This is a genomic window from Enterobacter sp. MGH85 (assembly GCF_001037655.1).
In the GTDB taxonomy this organism is placed as follows: Bacteria; Pseudomonadota; Gammaproteobacteria; order Enterobacterales; family Enterobacteriaceae; genus Enterobacter; species Enterobacter intestinihominis.
On the sequence record NZ_KQ089925.1, the window covers coordinates 382,090 to 398,139 of the forward strand.

General features: G+C 56.2%; 13 protein-coding genes. 4 read left to right on the forward strand and 9 right to left on the reverse strand.

The features are described from left to right. Positions 1-65: 65 nt before the first annotated feature. The 4 genes from yjfF to ytfQ form a co-directional block, all read right to left on the reverse strand. Positions 66-1,067 carry a galactofuranose ABC transporter, permease protein YjfF gene (gene yjfF / locus SK51_RS01735; protein ID WP_022646856.1) on the reverse strand — a complete coding sequence of 334 codons (1,002 nt, stop codon included), beginning with the start codon at positions 1,065-1,067 and terminating at the stop codon, positions 66-68. Continuing rightward, positions 1,054-2,079, reverse strand: coding sequence for a galactofuranose ABC transporter, ATP-binding protein YtfT (ytfT, locus tag SK51_RS01740; RefSeq protein ID WP_161496795.1), 1,026 nt, complete (start codon positions 2,077-2,079; stop codon positions 1,054-1,056). The genes yjfF and ytfT overlap by 14 nt, the downstream gene beginning before the upstream one ends. Before the next feature lie 10 nt (positions 2,080-2,089). Then, positions 2,090-3,592 carry a galactofuranose ABC transporter, ATP-binding protein YtfR gene (ytfR, locus tag SK51_RS01745; protein WP_022646854.1) on the reverse strand — a complete coding sequence of 501 codons (1,503 nt, stop codon included), beginning with the start codon at positions 3,590-3,592 and terminating at the stop codon, positions 2,090-2,092. A gap of 131 nt (positions 3,593-3,723) precedes the next feature. Beyond that, a complete protein-coding gene (gene ytfQ / locus SK51_RS01750; protein ID WP_022646853.1) occupies positions 3,724-4,680 on the reverse strand; it encodes a galactofuranose ABC transporter substrate-binding protein YtfQ in 957 nt (318 codons plus the stop codon). Positions 4,681-4,990: 310 nt separating this feature from the next. On the opposite strand from ytfQ, the gene ppa reads away from it, so the two are divergent. Beyond that, positions 4,991-5,521 (forward strand): inorganic diphosphatase, encoded by a 531-nt coding sequence (ppa, locus tag SK51_RS01755; protein ID WP_006810347.1) that lies wholly within the window; start codon positions 4,991-4,993, stop codon positions 5,519-5,521. Between the two features lie 141 nt (positions 5,522-5,662). Here the strand turns inward: ppa and SK51_RS01760 are convergent, their stop codons facing one another. Genes SK51_RS01760 through tamA form a run of 3 tightly spaced genes read right to left on the reverse strand, consistent with a single transcriptional unit; the run spans position 5,663 to position 11,516 of the window. Then, a complete protein-coding gene (locus tag SK51_RS01760; protein WP_022646852.1) occupies positions 5,663-6,007 on the reverse strand; it encodes a gamma-glutamylcyclotransferase family protein in 345 nt (114 codons plus the stop codon). A 2-nt stretch (positions 6,008-6,009) separates the two neighbouring features. After that, entirely contained in the window at positions 6,010-9,786 is a 3,777-nt protein-coding gene (gene tamB / locus SK51_RS01765; RefSeq protein WP_023305315.1) for an autotransporter assembly complex protein TamB, read from the reverse strand. Next, positions 9,783-11,516: an autotransporter assembly complex protein TamA gene (gene tamA / locus SK51_RS01770; protein ID WP_023305314.1), complete on the reverse strand. Its 1,734-nt coding sequence runs from the start codon at positions 11,514-11,516 to the stop codon at positions 9,783-9,785. Before tamA ends, tamB begins: the two co-directional genes overlap by 4 nt. A 224-nt stretch (positions 11,517-11,740) precedes the next feature. Between tamA and msrA the strand changes: the two genes are divergently transcribed. Both msrA and SK51_RS01780 read left to right on the forward strand, forming a co-directional pair. After that, the gene (gene msrA / locus SK51_RS01775; RefSeq protein WP_003856057.1) at positions 11,741-12,382 is read left to right on the forward strand and encodes a peptide-methionine (S)-S-oxide reductase MsrA; all 642 of its coding nucleotides are present in this window, start codon (positions 11,741-11,743) and stop codon (positions 12,380-12,382) included. 250 nt (positions 12,383-12,632) lie between these two features. Then, entirely contained in the window at positions 12,633-13,970 is a 1,338-nt protein-coding gene (locus SK51_RS01780; RefSeq protein WP_022646849.1) for a polyamine export protein PaeA, read from the forward strand. 76 nt (positions 13,971-14,046) lie between these two features. Here SK51_RS01780 and SK51_RS01785 read toward each other — a convergent pair whose 3' ends face one another. Beyond that, complete coding sequence (locus SK51_RS01785) at positions 14,047-14,253, reverse strand: DUF1107 domain-containing protein (RefSeq protein ID WP_003856054.1); 207 nt, start codon at positions 14,251-14,253, stop codon at positions 14,047-14,049. 324 nt (positions 14,254-14,577) lie between these two features. Here SK51_RS01785 and SK51_RS01790 point away from each other — a divergent pair, with 324 nt between their 5' ends. Then, the gene (locus SK51_RS01790; RefSeq protein ID WP_017694658.1) at positions 14,578-15,135 is read left to right on the forward strand and encodes a YtfJ family protein; all 558 of its coding nucleotides are present in this window, start codon (positions 14,578-14,580) and stop codon (positions 15,133-15,135) included. On the opposite strand, the gene cysQ is transcribed toward SK51_RS01790, so the two are convergent. Continuing rightward, positions 15,129-15,869 carry a 3'(2'),5'-bisphosphate nucleotidase CysQ gene (gene cysQ / locus SK51_RS01795; RefSeq protein WP_022646848.1) on the reverse strand — a complete coding sequence of 247 codons (741 nt, stop codon included), beginning with the start codon at positions 15,867-15,869 and terminating at the stop codon, positions 15,129-15,131. The genes SK51_RS01790 and cysQ overlap by 7 nt on opposite strands. Positions 15,870-16,050: the final 181 nt, after the last annotated feature.

The window sequence follows — 16,050 nt, forward strand, 5'->3', positions numbered from 1 at the left end:
TGGGCATAAAAAAAGAGTATCGACCGCTACCGGAAAATGTTTAGAGTTTAAGCAATTTCAGCATGTTATCGCCCTGTTAAAGATGTATTCACACGGGTAACAGGCGAGCTCTGGCGGTTCTCCCACAGCACCGTCAGGCCGCGCTGGAGCGCGATAAAAATAAACAGCAGAATACCGATGGCGATTTTGGTCCACCAGGAGCTGAGCGTGCCGTCGAAGTTGATATAGGTCTGAATCAGCCCCTGGATCGCCACGCCAAACAGCGTACCGAGCACCGTCCCTACCCCGCCGCTGAGCAGCGTACCGCCAATCACCACCGAGGCAATGGCGTCAAGCTCAACGCCCACCCCCGCCAGGGCATAGCCTGCCTGGGTGTATACCGAAAACACAATCCCCGCGAGCGTGGCAAGGCCGGTCGAAAGCATATAGATGCGGATGGTGGTGCTGCGCGTGGAAATCCCCATCAGGTTCGCGGACGTGGCGCTGCCGCCAATGGCATAAACCTGGTTACCAAACCGGGTACGGTGAGCGAGGAAGATCCCGATCACCACCACGCCCAGCATCAGCAGCCCCATTGCGCTCAGGCGCCCCCCGCCGGGGATTTTCCACGCCAGGCTGGAAAGCGTGTCGTAGATCGGATGGTTAATCGGAATTGACTCCTCCGACACCAGATAGCTCACGCCGCGCAGGAAGAACATCCCGGCGAGAGTGATGATAAACGCCGGTATTTTCAGCGCGTCGATCAAAAGCCCCATAAAGGCGCCGAACGCGCAGCCCATGACCAGCACCAGCGGAAACGCCAGCAGCGGCGAAATACCCCAAAAGCCAATCGCCTTGGCAAGGAACACGCCGGTAAAGGCGATCACCGACCCAACGGAGAGATCGATCCCGCCGGAGAGGATCACAAACGTCATGCCGACGGCGATAATGCCTAAAAAGGCGTTGTCGGTCAGGATGTTGCAAATCACCCGCGTGGAGGCGAAGCCCGGGAACTGGGTCAGGCAGTAAAGGTATCCCAGCACGAACACGCCCAGCGTGATCATTAACGGCAAATTACGTTTTATCATGACCGCGGAACCCCTTAATGAGAGTGATAAAGCGCGGCGACTGCACGATAAGTACGATAAGCACCACGACCGCTTTGACGACCTGATTAAGCTCCGGCTGGAACCCGGAGAGCAAAATACCGGTATTCATACCCTGAATAATTAACGCCCCCACCACCGAGAGCAGCAGATTAAAACGTCCGCCCATCAGCGACCCACCGCCGATAACCACCGCGAGGATCGCATCAAGCTCCAGCCAGAGTCCGGCGTTGTTGGCATCCGCCCCGCGAATGTCGGCCGCCACAATCACCCCGGCAATCGCAGCACAGACGCCGCTCAGCACATAGGTCAGCATCACCATCAGCCGTGTATTTACCCCGGCGTTTTTCGCGGCCCGAATGTTAATCCCCACCGCTTCGATGAACATCCCGAGCGCCGTTTTGCGGGTGAAAAGCCAGAACACCACCAGCGTCACCAGCGCGACGATCACCGGGGTCGGGAAGAACAGAAAATTGCCGCTGCCAATCCACGCAAGATTCGGGGAGGTAAAGGTGACGATTTGACCGGAGGTGATAAGCTGCGCCACACCGCGCCCGGCCACCATCAAAATCAACGTCGCGACAAACGGCTGGATCTTGAGCACCGCGACCAGAATGCCGTTCCACAGCCCGGCTAATACACCGGAGCCCAGCGCGGCCAGCAGAACCACCGGCAGGCTGTGCCCGGCAACGGTCATCGAGGCGGCGGTGGCGCCCGCAATCGCCATTACCGCACCGACGGAGAGGTCAATCCCGCCGGTGGCAATCACCAGCGTCATGCCAATCGCCAGCAGCGCCACGGGCGCGGCACGGTTTAAGATGTCGATCGGGCTACCAAACAGGCGGCCATCCTGCACGACGATCTGGAAGAAATGCGGAGCCACCAGGCTATCCACCAGCAGCACCAGCAGCAGCGCCACGATTTGCGGCGTGCCGGTCGGCCAGCTGAAGCGGCGCTTCGCTTCGCCAGTTTGCGAAAGAGAACGGGACATCACATATGACTCCTTACGCCGCGATGGCATTCATGATCGCCGGAACCGACAGTTTATCCAGCGGGATCTCTGCCACCTGCCTGCGATCGCGCATGATGATGACGCGATCGGCATAGCCAACCAGCTCCTCCAGCTCAGACGAGATCACCAGCAGCGCCAGACCGTCGGCGCACAGCGTTTCGATAAGCCGGATGATTTCGGCATGCGCGCCCACGTCGATACCGCGCGTGGGCTCGTCGAGGATCAGGAACTGCGGTTTGGTCAGCAGCCAGCGCGAGAGCAACACCTTCTGCTGATTACCGCCCGAAAGGAACTCGATGGGCTGTTCCGCGCTCGGGGTACGGATACCGAGCTGGCGGATGAAGCGCTCGGCAATCGCGTTCTGCTCGCGCTTAGGGATCGGACGCAGCCAGCCGCGCTGGGCCTGTAGCGCCAGAATGATGTTTTCCCGCACCGAGGCGGCGGCAATAATCCCGTCCGTTTTTCTGTCCTCCGGGCAGAAGCCCACGCCGAGGCACGACGCCTGATGCGGTGAACGTAGCGTTTGCGGTTTGCCTTTGATCAGCGCCGTTCCGCTGTCGGCAGGTTTGATCCCGAAGATCACTTCGGCGGTTTCGGTGCGCCCGGAGCCTAACAGCCCTGCCAGACCCACAATTTCACCGGGGCGTACCTCGAGGTTAAACGGCGCGATGGTCCCTTTTTTGCCGTAATCGTGAAACGCGGCGATCGGTTTTTCGCTCAGCAGCGTGCGGCCCGCACGCTGGAGTGCGTTGGTCTCCAGCTCGCGGCCCAGCATCATTTTGACCAGCTCAATCTGCGGCAGCTCGCGGGTTTCCCGGCAGCCGACAAAGCCGCCGTTGCGCAGCACCGTAATACGGTCGCTCACCTCGTAAACCTGATCGAGGAAGTGCGTAACAAAGATCAGGCTCACGCCCTGATCGCGCAGCTGGCGCATCAGGGTAAAAAGCATCTCCACTTCCTGGGTATCGAGGCTGGCGGTGGGTTCATCGAGGATCAGCACTTTCGCCGAGAGATCGATAGCGCGACAGATCGCCACGATCTGCTGCATCGCCACGGAAAAACGGTTCAGCGGTTCGCGCACGTCGAGAGAGAAGCCATACGATTCCATCAGCTTCGCGGCGCGCGCTTCCATCTCTTTGCGGCGCAGCAGGCCAAAACGTCTGGGCTCGCGGCCAATAAACAGGTTATCCGCTACCGACATGTTTGGCAGCAGGTTCACTTCCTGGTAGACCGTGCCGATCCCCAGTTGCTGCGCATGCGCGGTGTTTTTGGGCGAAATAGCATTACCTTCCAGCCAGATAGCGCCGCGATCGGCGTGATAGACCCCGGTCAGGGTTTTAATCAGCGTCGACTTCCCCGCCCCGTTTTCGCCGAGCAACGCCATGATCTCCCCCCGCCGCAGGCTGAAATCAACGTTATCCAGCGCCTTAACGCCAGGGAAAAATTTACTCAGGCCCTCTGTGCGGAGGATTTCCTGGTGTTGTTCGGTGGTCATGGTTTCCCCTCACCCTGACCCTCTCCCCGGAGGGGAGAGGGGACTATTCGTGCCAGTCTTTAATTTTCTGCCCAAACTGCCCTTTTCCCTCTCCCCTCCGGGGAGAGGGCTAGGGTGAGGGTAGGCTGAGCTTAGTAGCCCATATTTTTCTTCTTCTCTAACTCTTCTTTCGCCGTGTCCGGCAGGTAGAGCGTGGATTTGGTGATGGTCAACTTCTCAGGCTGGGTGCCGTCTTTCTTGAATTTCTCCAGCGCATCGAATGCCGGGCCCGCCATGTTCGGCGTCAGCTCCACGCTGGCGTTCGCTTCGCCGTCAATCATCGCTTTGTAGATGTCCGGTACGCCGTCGATCGAGCCGGTGAGAATATCTTTGCCCGGCTTCAGGCCCGCTTCTTTGATGGCCTGGATGGCGCCGATCACCATGTCGTCGTTGTGGGCGTAAACCATGCAGATATTTTTGCCGTTATTTTCTGCCTTGATGAAGCTTTCCATGACCTCTTTACCTTTGCTGCGGGTGAAGTCGCCGGACTGAGAACGGATGATCTTGATGTTTGGTGCTTTGGCGATGGCCTCCGCGAAACCTTTCTTACGGTCGATAGCCACGCTCGCCCCGACGGTGCCCTGCAACTCAACCACGTTACACGGCTTGCCATCCACCTGCTTCACCAGCCAGTCACCAATCAGTTTGCCTTCCAGCACGTTATCGGCGGTGACGGTGGTCATATAGAGAGATTTGTCTTTTACGTCGATGGAACGGTCGAGCAAGAACACAGGAATTTCAGCCTCTTTAGCTTCCTTCAGCACCGGCTCCCAGCCCGTGGCAACAACCGGGGCGATAAAGATGGCATCCACGCCCTGAGCGATAAAAGAGCGCACCGCTTTAATCTGATTCTCTTGCTTTTGCTGACCATCGGCGATTTTCAGGGTAATACCGCGCTTTTCGGCCTCACTTTTCGCCACGTTCGTTTCAGCGGCGCGCCAGCCGGATTCAGATCCGACCTGCGAAAATCCAACGGTTAACGGTGCGGCCATCGCCATAGACGACATGGCTGCCGAAACTGCTGTAACAAGAAGTAAGCGCTTCCACATATGAACGTCCTCGTAGGGGTAGGTTATTGTTGGTTAAAAGATGTTCTGCGGATGAACTATAGCCAATGGAATATGTTACGGATTGCGTTACATCACACTTCAGAAAAGTGAATAAAACGTTAATCACAAGTTTGTAATCGCTTTCATTTCCACATTTAAAATGCGGCTGAGTTTATGGATTATCCTGTCATGGAAACGGTCTGAAAAGTGAAAGCGCGAGGGAGATAAGACGAAAACAGGCGAAGACTTTCAGCGCCAGTTGGCTATAATACCTGCCACTTGTTTACCATCCATTTTAAAGGACACCGACATGAGCTTACTCAACGTCCCTGCGGGTAAAGAACTGCCAGAAGACATCTACGTTGTGATCGAAATCCCGGCCAACGCAGATCCAATCAAATACGAAATCGACAAAGACACCGGTGCGCTGTTCGTTGACCGTTTCATGTCTACCGCCATGTTCTATCCGTGCAACTACGGCTACATCAACCACACTCTGTCTCTGGACGGTGATCCGGTTGACGTACTGGTCCCAACGCCATACCCATTGCAGCCAGGCTCCGTCATTCGCTGCCGTCCTGTTGGCGTGCTGAAAATGACTGACGAAGCGGGTGAAGATGCGAAACTGGTTGCCGTACCGCACACCAAGCTGAGCAAAGAGTACGATCACATTAAAGATGTGAACGACCTGCCAGAGCTGCTGAAAGCGCAGATCGCCCACTTCTTCGAGCACTACAAAGATCTCGAAAAAGGCAAATGGGTTAAAGTTGAAGGCTGGGATAACGCAGAAGCGGCGAAAGCAGAAATCATCGCCTCTTTCGAGCGTGCTGCTAAGAAGTAATTCTTACTGCTGATACTAAGCCCCGCGCGTCGGGGCTTTTTTGTGCCTTTCGATGCGCCCGGCGGCGCTACGCTTGCACGGGCCTACAATCAGCAAGAGGTGCAAAACGATAACGCCACCTTACGGTGGCGCTGTCGTTTTTCAGAACTGGTCTCTGTCTAACCAGTTACCGCTTTCAATCAGCGTTAACCCGTTGACCGAACGTTGGTACACATACATCCATGCACTGCCGTAAGGCGTCTGGATCAACTGGCGAGCGTATTCACCGCCCCTGGTGCGCAAGGCATCAAGTTCGGCCAGCGTAGCATTATCAATACGATAAACCTCACCCTGTACCGTTCCGTTCCCCGGAACCGCGCCTGGATAGTGGCCCAGACTGTACAACTGGTAGTTTTCGATTGTGTAATTTCCCAGCAACTGGGCGTTGGTCATCCAGTGGCTGTTGCCTTGCTTAGTTCGTAAACTGCCATAAACAAATATTCGCATTGCTAAAACTCAAACTGATAGAGCAGATCAAGTGCCTGGTCTACGCCGGACACTGCTTCCAGATATAGCTTAGGCATCAGGCGATAACGTAACGTGAGTGTAGCCAGTGAGTCAAAGATCCCCACGCCATATTTTACCTGTAGACCCGGCAGTACATAGCCGCTGACCACTACCTGCGAAGAGTCACCCACGCCCTGAGTGTCCAGCGCCAGATTGCTTACGCCAAACGTCTCGCCGATTTTACCCACAACCTGACCACTTTGTGCAACCCCCAGACCGACTAACATCGATGTCATTGCCGCACCATCGCCCTGTTGGCTATCCAGACCCTGGCCGCGCAGCAGGTAGGAGAGCGCTTCCTGCTGCGACATGGCCGGGTCAGAGAAGATCTCTGCCTTAGGTTCATCGGCGGAGCCCGTCACGCGCACGCCCGCAATCACATCATCTTCGGTGGCTTCCGGGTTACGGATCGCTTCGATATTGAGTACCGGCTGATCCGGTGGGCCGGAGAACAGCAGCTCACCTTTACGCACAATCAAATCCTGACCGTAGGCATGGAAGCGCCCTTCAGGAATATTGATTTGTCCATTGAGGCCAAGCCCCTGTTGATCCTGCGCCACCTTCAGGTCACCCGTGAGTCTCGCCTTCAGCCCAAACGCGTCCAAACGCACGTTATTCCCCACGTGCACAATAAGATTACTATTGATCGGTATGCCAGCGCTCTTCTGTTCAACAGGTTTCAGATTTTCATTGAGCATAACTTCATCACTGGAGACGCCAACCGCGCTTTCCGGCACTTCGTGAACCACGATGCGCGCCCAGGGCACGTCGACGCGGCCGTCCAGGGTGAAGAGACTCGGCGTTGCCTCAAAGACCACGTCTGGCGACACGTCCAGGCGCACCATCGGCGGTACCGTGATACGCACCCTGCTGCCCTTGGCCGCAATACGGGCGCGCCAGTTGTCGAGCTGGCTCCAGTCTGCGTCACCATTCAGGTTGATTTGTCCCTGCTGTGTCAGCACTGAGCCACTGAGGGTTGAGCTTTGGCCGTTAAAGTTCATCGTCAGCTGGCTTGGCTGCATATCGAACGGCATAAAGTTACCGTCAATGTCCACGCCGTTTAACCGCATCTGGCCAAACAGCTGCGGGCTTTGCGCATCCCCCGCCAGACGCAGGTTGGCGCTGAGCATCCCCGCCGCCTTTTCTCCCCGCGAGAAAATCGGATTCACCATCGCCAGGTTGAAGTTGCGAATATTGACGTTGCCGCCGAGATTGCGCCGCCCTTGCGGATCGGTAATTTGCACCTGTCCGTCAAGCTGACCGTTGTTGGTCAGACGAATAAGCCATCCCAGTTCCGCACGATTGTTACGCAGGTCAGCGTTCACATTCAGGGTGTCGAACGCCACCGGCAGCGGCGCGTCATTGACCTCCTGCGTCACCTTCACGTTACGCCCGGAGAGGGTAACGCTGCCCTGCGGCAGTCCCTCTTTGGTGGTGTCCCACGCGACGTCCGCTTTACCGCTGAAGACCCCGCTGGCCTGGGTGGTTTCCGGCATAAACGGTTTCAGCATCGCCAGGTCAAAACGGTTGAGGTTGATCTGCGCGCGTCCTTCCGCGCCCGCATCAATGGTCTGCGGCACGCACAGCTCAGCATTCGGGTTGGTCCAGCAGTGTGGCCCAATGCTGATCTTTTGCTCCGCATTGCGGTAGTCCAGCGCGATGGATCGGGACAGCACCAGCGGGCCGACCGGCGTGCTGAAGCGGGTGTTATCCAGCACGCCCTTCCAGCGCGTTGCCTGGCGGTCAAAACTGCCCGTCAGGTGCAGCTGCCCGGAGACCGGCTCGCCCTGCACGCGCAGCTGGAGATCGTGCTGCTTTTCGTTACCTTTTGCCGCCAGCGTGACCAGACTGATGTTCACGTCCGGCTGGGAGATACGCTCCACGCGCAGGTCCAGGTTTCCGCCGATCTGATCGGTGGATTTCACGTTCCCTTCGACGCGCACGCGGGCAATGGAAAGTTCCTGCCAGCGCAGGTTATTGGCGGTGATGTCCGCCAGCAGCTGCGGCGCCTCCACTGTACCGCGAACCTTCACTAACCCCTTCGCCGTCCCGCCAAGACCCGGCAGGGCGTTATCGAGATTTGGCGCGTCGATGGTGGCATCCAGATCGAGATCTTTCACCCCCAGCTCGCCTTTGATATCTGCCGTGTTGCGGCCCAGCGCCACGTGCAGGCCCGGGATCACCCACTGGAGATAGCTGTTGCCCTTAAGCGAGCCCTCTACGTTGACTTTGTTCTGCTTCACATTACCGGTGAGCTTGAGTTCCGGCACGTCCATCTGCCAGGTGCCGCCGTACAGGCTACCGCGGGTTTTGATCAGACCATTCAGTTTTGACGGCCAGTCCGGGACTTCTTTAGCGGTGTTGATCCCGGTCAGCTTCAGCTCGCCGCGCCAGCTGATCGCCTGCTGCCAGTCGAGCAGCGCGGTCAGCTCGGTTTTCCCTTCCAGCGCCGCCACGGTCAGCTTGTCGAGGTTAACCTGCAACTCGTTACCCTTCGCATCCAGAGTAATATCGGCGGGCGGTACTCCCTGCCCCTTCACTGCCGTACGGAACGACAGCGTGTAGTCGGTCATTTTGCCACTCAGCTTCAGCTTTAGATCGTCGGCCTGGAACTGCTTTTCACCGGTGAACGGCCAGTAAAGCTGCTTGCTGACAATCTCAAGGTTGAGCGGTAGACCGGCCTCTGCCAGCTGGGTTTGCCCGCGCAGTACCATATCCACAGGGCCGGAGAGGTTCACGCCGAACTCCAGCTTCTCGCGCAGCGCGCCGCCGACTTTCACCTTCACCTTCTCGCCTTTCAGCGGATCGATGTTCAGGGCGCTGTTAAGGGTAATATCTACCGGCCAGTTATCGCGCAGCAGCGCATTGCCTGAGGCGTTTACCGACCCCTGGTTGGTATCGATATCCAGCGCGTCAAGCTTCATGTTGCCGTCGATACTGCTGACTTTAAGCAGCATGTTGAAGACCGTCAGATCGGTATCGCCGGTCAAACGCAACTGCTCGCCTTTAAACTCTTCGATATTGAGGTTCAGCGGCAGATGCACGTCGGTCATCTCCGGCAGAACCGGTTTCGAGAAGAGATCTTTCAGCGTTTCACCCAGCGGTTTTTCTTCCGGCTGCGGGTTCTGGATCTTCGGCTCGACGATCTCTTCCTGCGCCACGTCGGCCACCTTCGGCAGCGCAATCAGCAGCCCTTGCAGGGAGGTTGGGGTCAGGGTGAGGTTTTTCTCCTGCCAGCGCAGACCGGAGGTGAAATCCATCACCGATACCGTCGTGTCGTCGATTTTGATATTGACGTTATCCAGCGCGACCCGGTAGAGCGCAATCGGGTACGGCGTGGAGAGATTCAGCGGGCCGCTGTCCTCTTCTTCGACAGGCTCAGACTTCGGCATTTTTTTGGAGTCTATCGCCACGTTAACGTCTTTTAGCGACAGATCGTTTACGCACAGCTGGCTATCCCGCAGGCAGCCGACCTTGACCGCCAGATGAAATTCGCCCGCGTTCACCGCCACGCCGGGCTGTTCATAACGAATATTCTTCAGGCGCAGATCGCGCCAGCCGCCCGTCACCTGGCCGATTTCCAGCCCTGGCACCCAGCGGTTCGCGGCGTTAAACAGCAGATGCAGGCCCGTGGTGGTACCCACCAGAAATGCCACCGTACCGAGCAGTAATACGATAAAAATCAGCACCCCGAGGCTTATCTTCTTCCATAAACTCATAATTCAGGCCCCAGACCGATGTAAAACTGTAAACCGTGTTCGTCTTTGTCGCCCACCGGAACGGCGAAATCTAGCTTGATCGGCCCGACCGGTGACTGCCAGCGCACGCCCACACCCGCGCCGGTTTTGAAATCGCTGCGGCGGATGTCGTTCACCGCCTCGCCGCTGTCGACAAACATGGCGCCCCACCATTTGCCGCTGACGTTGTACTGATACTCCAGCGAGCCGGTCGCCAGTTTAGAGGCCCCGGTCAATTGGCCTTTCTCGTTTTCAGGTGAGATCGATTTGTACTTATAGCCGCGAATGCTGCGGTCGCCCCCGGCGAAGAAACGCAGATCTGGCGGAACGCGTTCGAAGTCACCGGTTTCGATCCAGCCCAGGTTGCCGCGAACCACAAAGCGGTGCTTGTCGTAGAGGGTACGGATCCAGACGTTTTGCGCCTGCACGACGGAGAAATCCACGTCTGAGCCCCAGGCGGAGTTGGAATAATCGATGGAGTAGCGCTGTGAATCGCCCCAGGTCGGCATCAGGCCACCGCGCGAGCGGGTACGGCTGATCATCACGCCCGGATAAAGCAGCATGGTGGTGTTGGTGACGTTTGCCTGAGTAAAGTGGTCAAGGCTCCAGCGCAGGTTAATGGCGCGCTGCCAGCCGCTGGAGAGATCCCAGAAGCGTGATACCGCAAGCGTCGTCGAATCCTGCTCGGTATCGTTCAAATCGGTACGTTTAAAGCCGCCCTGCACGAGGTAGTATTGCTCAAGCGGATTTTTCAGCAGCGGCATTTTATAGCTGAAGTCCAGCTGCTGTTCAGGCGCAGACAGGCTGAGGCTGGTGGTCAGGCTGTGACCGTAGGAGTTCATCCACGGTTTTTTCCACGAGGCTTTCACGCGCGGGCCGACGTCCGTGGAGTAGCCGACACCGGTCTCAATGGTGTTCTCGGTGCGCGGTGAGACCACGCCATGCAGCGGTAACACTTTCGTTTTACGGGATTTATCAAATTGCGGTGCCACCACCACGGAGTTAAACCAGCCGGTGGCAGATAAACGACGGTTCAGCTCGCCCAGGTCGCTAGACTGGTAGTAGTCGCCCTTTTTAAACGGCACCAGGTTTTGCAGATACTCATCACGGATTTGCGATCCTTCAAAGGTTACATCGCCAAACCGATAGCGCTCGCCGCTGTCGTAATCGATATCCCAGAATGCCTGACGTCGTTCAAGCGCAACGCCCAGCTGGCTTTTGTTGAACTGGCTGTCAAAGTAGCCTTTGCGCAGCGAAACGCTGGTTAAGGATTTTTTAAAGCGATCGTAATCCCCGTGATTAAGCACGGTGCCCACTTTCGGGCGGTTGCTGAGCAGATCCAGGTAGTCACGATCCGTGCGTGCACCGCCGCGCAGCACCACGTTCGTGCCGCCAATCAGGACGGGTTCTCCCGGCGAGACGCGGGCAATCAATACCTGACGTCCTTTAGCCGGCGGCGGGCGTAAATCGAAATCAATGGTGGGTTCGTAGTACCCCAACGCCTTTAAGCCTTCGCGAATGGCGTCATCCACGCGCGCGCGAAAACGCCGATCCGGCGTGACTTCATCGCTCTGGATGGTGGAAAGCTGCGCACGCACGTTTTTTTCCAGCGCCCCGGATAACCCCTCAACCTGCAAACGGACATTCGCCGCGCTGGCAATCCCGCTTGTCAGCATTAAACTGACTAAACATAACTGGCGGATCTTTGTCACGTTTTCTCCTGAATATCCCTGTTTCCACCCTGGAAGCAAATGCAGTGCCGCTCCGCGGCAAAATACGGCCTGAAAGCCAAAAACCCAAATTACGGGTTGAAAAAGGGCCTAACACCCAAATATTTCTTATGATTAAATCTAGACTCATTCATCGCATTTATTGTGTTCAATTAAACGCTTCGTGACAACCTTAACCGAAACAACGCTACCCCGGAGGCCCCACCGTGAGTTTATTTGATAAAAAGCATCTGGTATCACAAGCCGATGCGTTACCGGGACGCAACACCCCTATGCCAGTGGCGACATTACACGCCGTAAACAACCATTCAATGACAAACGTTCCTGATGGAATGGAGATCGCCCTGTTTGCCATGGGCTGCTTCTGGGGCGTAGAACGCCTGTTCTGGCAACTGCCGGGCGTGTACAGCACCGCTGCGGGCTACACCGGAGGATATACGCCTAACCCAACCTACCGCGAAGTCTGTTCCGGTGAGACCGGTCATGCTGAAGCGGTACGTGTGGTGTATGACCCGAGCGTCATCAGCTATGAACAGCTGCTCCAGGTGTTCTGGGAAAACCATGACCCGGCGCAGGGCATGCGTCAGGGTAACGATCACGGCACCCAATACCGCTCGGCCATCTATCCGCTCACCCCTGAGCAGGAGGCTGCGGCCCACGCCAGCCTGACGCGTTTCCAGGAAGCGATGCAGGCAGCCGGTGATAAACGTCAGGTCACGACGGAAATCGCTACTGCGAAACCGTTCTACTATGCCGAAGACGACCACCAGCAGTATCTGCATAAAAACCCGTACGGCTACTGCGGCATTGGCGGCATCGGCGTCTGTCTGCCTCCACAGCAGGACTGATTACTGCATCAGCGCCACGCGAGCCGCGTGGCGCGCCTGTAAGCAAAAGTGTCAGTTCATTACTTAACCACTCACTGCCTTTTCATCCGGCCACTTTTTGCCGAAAACGTGACCTCTGGCAGATTTACACGCCTTTACGCTATACTACCGCTGAAATAATCGGCTCAACGCTACGAGCTGAGTTCAATGTGTCTTCACACGAATGGTATCAACTCCCCTTCTGAGGATCTGGCGAGAAGCCGGATAAACTATGTTAAACAGTATTTTAGTAATACTTTGTCTTATTGCCGTCAGTGCATTTTTCTCGATATCGGAGATCTCGCTGGCTGCCTCCCGTAAAATCAAACTGAAGCTGCTTGCCGACGAGGGCAACATCAACGCATCACGCATTCTGAAAATGCAGGAAAACCCAGGCATGTTCTTTACCGTGGTGCAGATTGGCCTGAACGCGGTCGCCATTCTTGGCGGTATCGTGGGCGATGCAGCATTTTCTCCGGCGTTTTATAGCCTGTTTGTAAAGTACATGTCCGCAGAGCTGGCCGAGCAGTTGAGCTTCATCCTCTCCTTCTCGCTGGTCACCGGTTTGTTCATTCTATTCGCGGACCTGACCCCGAAACGCATCGGTATGATTGCGCCAGAAGCTGTGGCTTTGCGTATCATCAACCCGATGCGCTTCTGCCTGTATGTCTTCCGTCCGCTGGTGTGGTTCTTCAACGGCCTGGCGAACGTCATTTTCCGCATCTTCAAGCTGCCGATGGTGCGTAAAGACGACATCACCTCCGACGATATTTATGCGGTGGTGGAAGCCGGGGCGCTGGCAGGCGTGCTGCGCAAGCAGGAGCACGAGCTGATCGAGAACGTTTTCGAACTGGAATCCCGTACCGTGCCGTCCTCCATGACCGGCCGTGAGAACATCATCTGGTTCGATCTGCATGAAGACGAGCAGAGCCTGAAGACCAAAGTGGCGCAGCATCCGCACTCCAAGTTCCTGGTCTGTAACGAAGATATCGACCATATCATCGGCTATGTGGACTCCAAAGACCTGCTGAACCGCGTGCTGGCAAACCAGAGCCTGGCGCTGAACAGCGGCGTGCAGATCCGCAACACCCTGATTGTGCCGGACACCCTGACGCTCTCCGAAGCGCTGGAAAGCTTCAAAACTGCGGGTGAAGACTTCGCGGTGATCATGAACGAGTACGCGCTGGTGGTGGGCATTATCACCCTCAACGACGTAATGACGACGCTGATGGGCGACCTGGTCGGCCAGGGGCTGGAAGAGCAAATTGTGCAGCGTGACGAGAACTCATGGCTGATTGACGGCGGTACGCCGATTGAGGACGTGATGCGCGTGCTGGATATCGACGAGTTCCCGCAGTCCGGAAACTACGAGACCATCGGCGGCTTTATGATGTTTATGCTGCGTAAGATCCCGAAACGTACCGACTCGGTGAAGTTCTCCGGCTTCAAGTTTGAAGTGGTGGATATTGATAACTACCGCATCGACCAGTTGCTGGTAACGCGCATTGATAGTAAACCGACCGTGCTGGTACCGAAGCTGCCGGACGCGGAAGATAAGGTGTCGGCGTAACCCTTTGTATGTCCCACAAACATCAACGGCTCCCATCGGGAGCCGTCTTTTTAACTACTACTGCATAGCACGTTGGTTAAGCCATCTCAGTTTGCAGACGCATAACCTGACGGTTGACTTCGGACATCACAGACAAGTGCTGTTTGTCCTTCACTTTCGGGATAAGGATTTTGCCCTTATCGAACTCAAAAGCGCCAACATCCTTGATATACAACCGTCCACGGAACAGGATCTTCACGTACTTCGCCACCTGAAGCGGGTTGTAGCGTTGGAAAATTTTCATTCTTGTATCTCCTGCGAATCATACGCCCTTGCGGTGCCACAATCGGCCCGACTGTCCTGAGCGCAAATTTTGATGCCCAATGACTATAGACCAGAACCTCGTACTTACCCAGTGTGCATAAGTTTATTTACCGTTTGATTACAATTATTCAGAATAATCTTTGCAAAGCGTGATACAGAGCAGTATATGCCGTCGTTTTTGCGTGGATATGTGCGTTCGCCCGCAAACTGGCATCGGGATTGCGGGAAAAGCCCATTGATCGCACTTATGATTAAAAGCGCATGACCAAGTGGTCGGATCACCTGCTCACAATAAGGAAACACCATGACCCTACGTAACCTCCTGGCAGCAGCTTGCCTGTTGCTGCCGCTGATGGCTTCCGCGCACAACATTGAAAAAGGACAACGTGTCCCGCCGGTCGGCATTGCTGACCGGGGAGAATTGATTCTCGACAATGATAAGTTTAGCTACAAAACCTGGAATAGCGCGCAGCTTGCGGGCAAAGTGAGAGTTGTACAGCATATTGCCGGACGTACATCCGCTAAAGAGAAAAACGCCACCCTCGTGGAAGCGATCAAGGCCGCAAAACTCCCGCACGATCGCTACCAGACCACCACCATCGTGAATACCGACGACGCGATTCCCGGCTCCGGGATGTTTGTGCGCTCAAGCCTTGAGAGCAATAAGAAGCTCTATCCCTGGTCGCAGTTTATTGTCGACAGCAACGGCGTGACGCGTAAGGCGTGGCAGCTGGAAGAAGAGAGTTCAGCGATTGTTGTGCTGGACAAAAACGGTCGCGTACAGTGGGTTAAGGACGGCGCGCTGACGCAGGATGAGGTGCAGCAGGTGGTTGCCCTGCTGCATAAGCTGCTGACTCAGTAAAGTGACACCCTGAAGCCAGGATTGAGGAATGACTCGCGCGGGGTGTAGTCCAGTGGCTTACCCTGCCAGTCATGCACATGCGCGCCTGCGGCCGCAGCCACCGCATGCCCTGCCGCCGTATCCCAGACGTTCGTCGGCCCGAAACGGGGGTACAACTGCGCCTGCCCTTCCGCCACCAGACAGAACTTCAGCGACGAGCCAATCGACGTCGTCTGGTGTTCCCCCAGCTGTTGCAGGTACTCCTCCAGCTCGCTGTCGCTGTGCGAGCGGCTGATCACCACCAGCGGAGGACGGGCATCTCGCACCTGGATCTGCTTACGCACGCCGCACTCTTCCTTCCAGGCTTTACCTTCCGCCGCGCTGTACATCACCTTCATCACCGGGGCATAAACCACGCCAAGCACCGCCTTTCCTTTTTCAATCAGGGCGATATTCACGGTAAATTCACCGTTACGCTTGATGAACTCTTTCGTGCCGTCCAGCGGGTCCACCAGCCAGTAACGCTGCCAGTGCTGACGTTCGTCCCAGCCCTGGGGCGCTTCTTCAGAAAGGACCGGAATATCCGGCGTCAGGGTCTGCAAACCTTTCAGGATCACCGTATGCGCCGCGATATCCGCCGCTGTCACCGGGGAGTCGTCCGCTTTGCTGACAACATCCATCGGTTTCGCACCGTCGTACACCTGCATAATGGCATCACCCGCATCCCGTGCGAGCTGACAAATTTGATCTAACATTCTCCACCTCTTCGTTAACGCAGTGGGCATAACTTATTGTTTTAGTTATATCGTAATGTGAACAATTCCGCTATCTGTGAAGCAATTCTGGTTTCAGCGTTCTTTTTTCTGGCAGCATTCACACTTCTGTAAGCAACAAATACTACATACATACTCTTTTGTGGCTTGGATCGAAAAAAGG

Excerpts from the sequence above, each read along its gene's own strand:
- cysQ (WP_022646848.1), bottom strand. The coding sequence starts at position 15,869 with ATGTTAGATCAAATTTGTCAGCTCGCACGGGATGCGGGTGATGCCATT.
- tamB (WP_023305315.1), bottom strand. The coding sequence starts at position 9,786 with ATGAGTTTATGGAAGAAGATAAGCCTCGGGGTGCTGATTTTTATCGTA.
- SK51_RS01785 (WP_003856054.1), bottom strand. The coding sequence starts at position 14,253 with ATGAAAATTTTCCAACGCTACAACCCGCTTCAGGTGGCGAAGTACGTG.
- SK51_RS01790 (WP_017694658.1), top strand. The coding sequence starts at position 14,578 with ATGACCCTACGTAACCTCCTGGCAGCAGCTTGCCTGTTGCTGCCGCTG.
- ppa (WP_006810347.1), top strand. The coding sequence starts at position 4,991 with ATGAGCTTACTCAACGTCCCTGCGGGTAAAGAACTGCCAGAAGACATC.
- ytfQ (WP_022646853.1), bottom strand. The coding sequence starts at position 4,680 with ATGTGGAAGCGCTTACTTCTTGTTACAGCAGTTTCGGCAGCCATGTCG.
- yjfF (WP_022646856.1), bottom strand. The coding sequence starts at position 1,067 with ATGATAAAACGTAATTTGCCGTTAATGATCACGCTGGGCGTGTTCGTG.
- ytfR (WP_022646854.1), bottom strand. The coding sequence starts at position 3,592 with ATGACCACCGAACAACACCAGGAAATCCTCCGCACAGAGGGCCTGAGT.
- SK51_RS01760 (WP_022646852.1), bottom strand. The coding sequence starts at position 6,007 with ATGCGAATATTTGTTTATGGCAGTTTACGAACTAAGCAAGGCAACAGC.
- SK51_RS01780 (WP_022646849.1), top strand. The coding sequence starts at position 12,633 with ATGTTAAACAGTATTTTAGTAATACTTTGTCTTATTGCCGTCAGTGCA.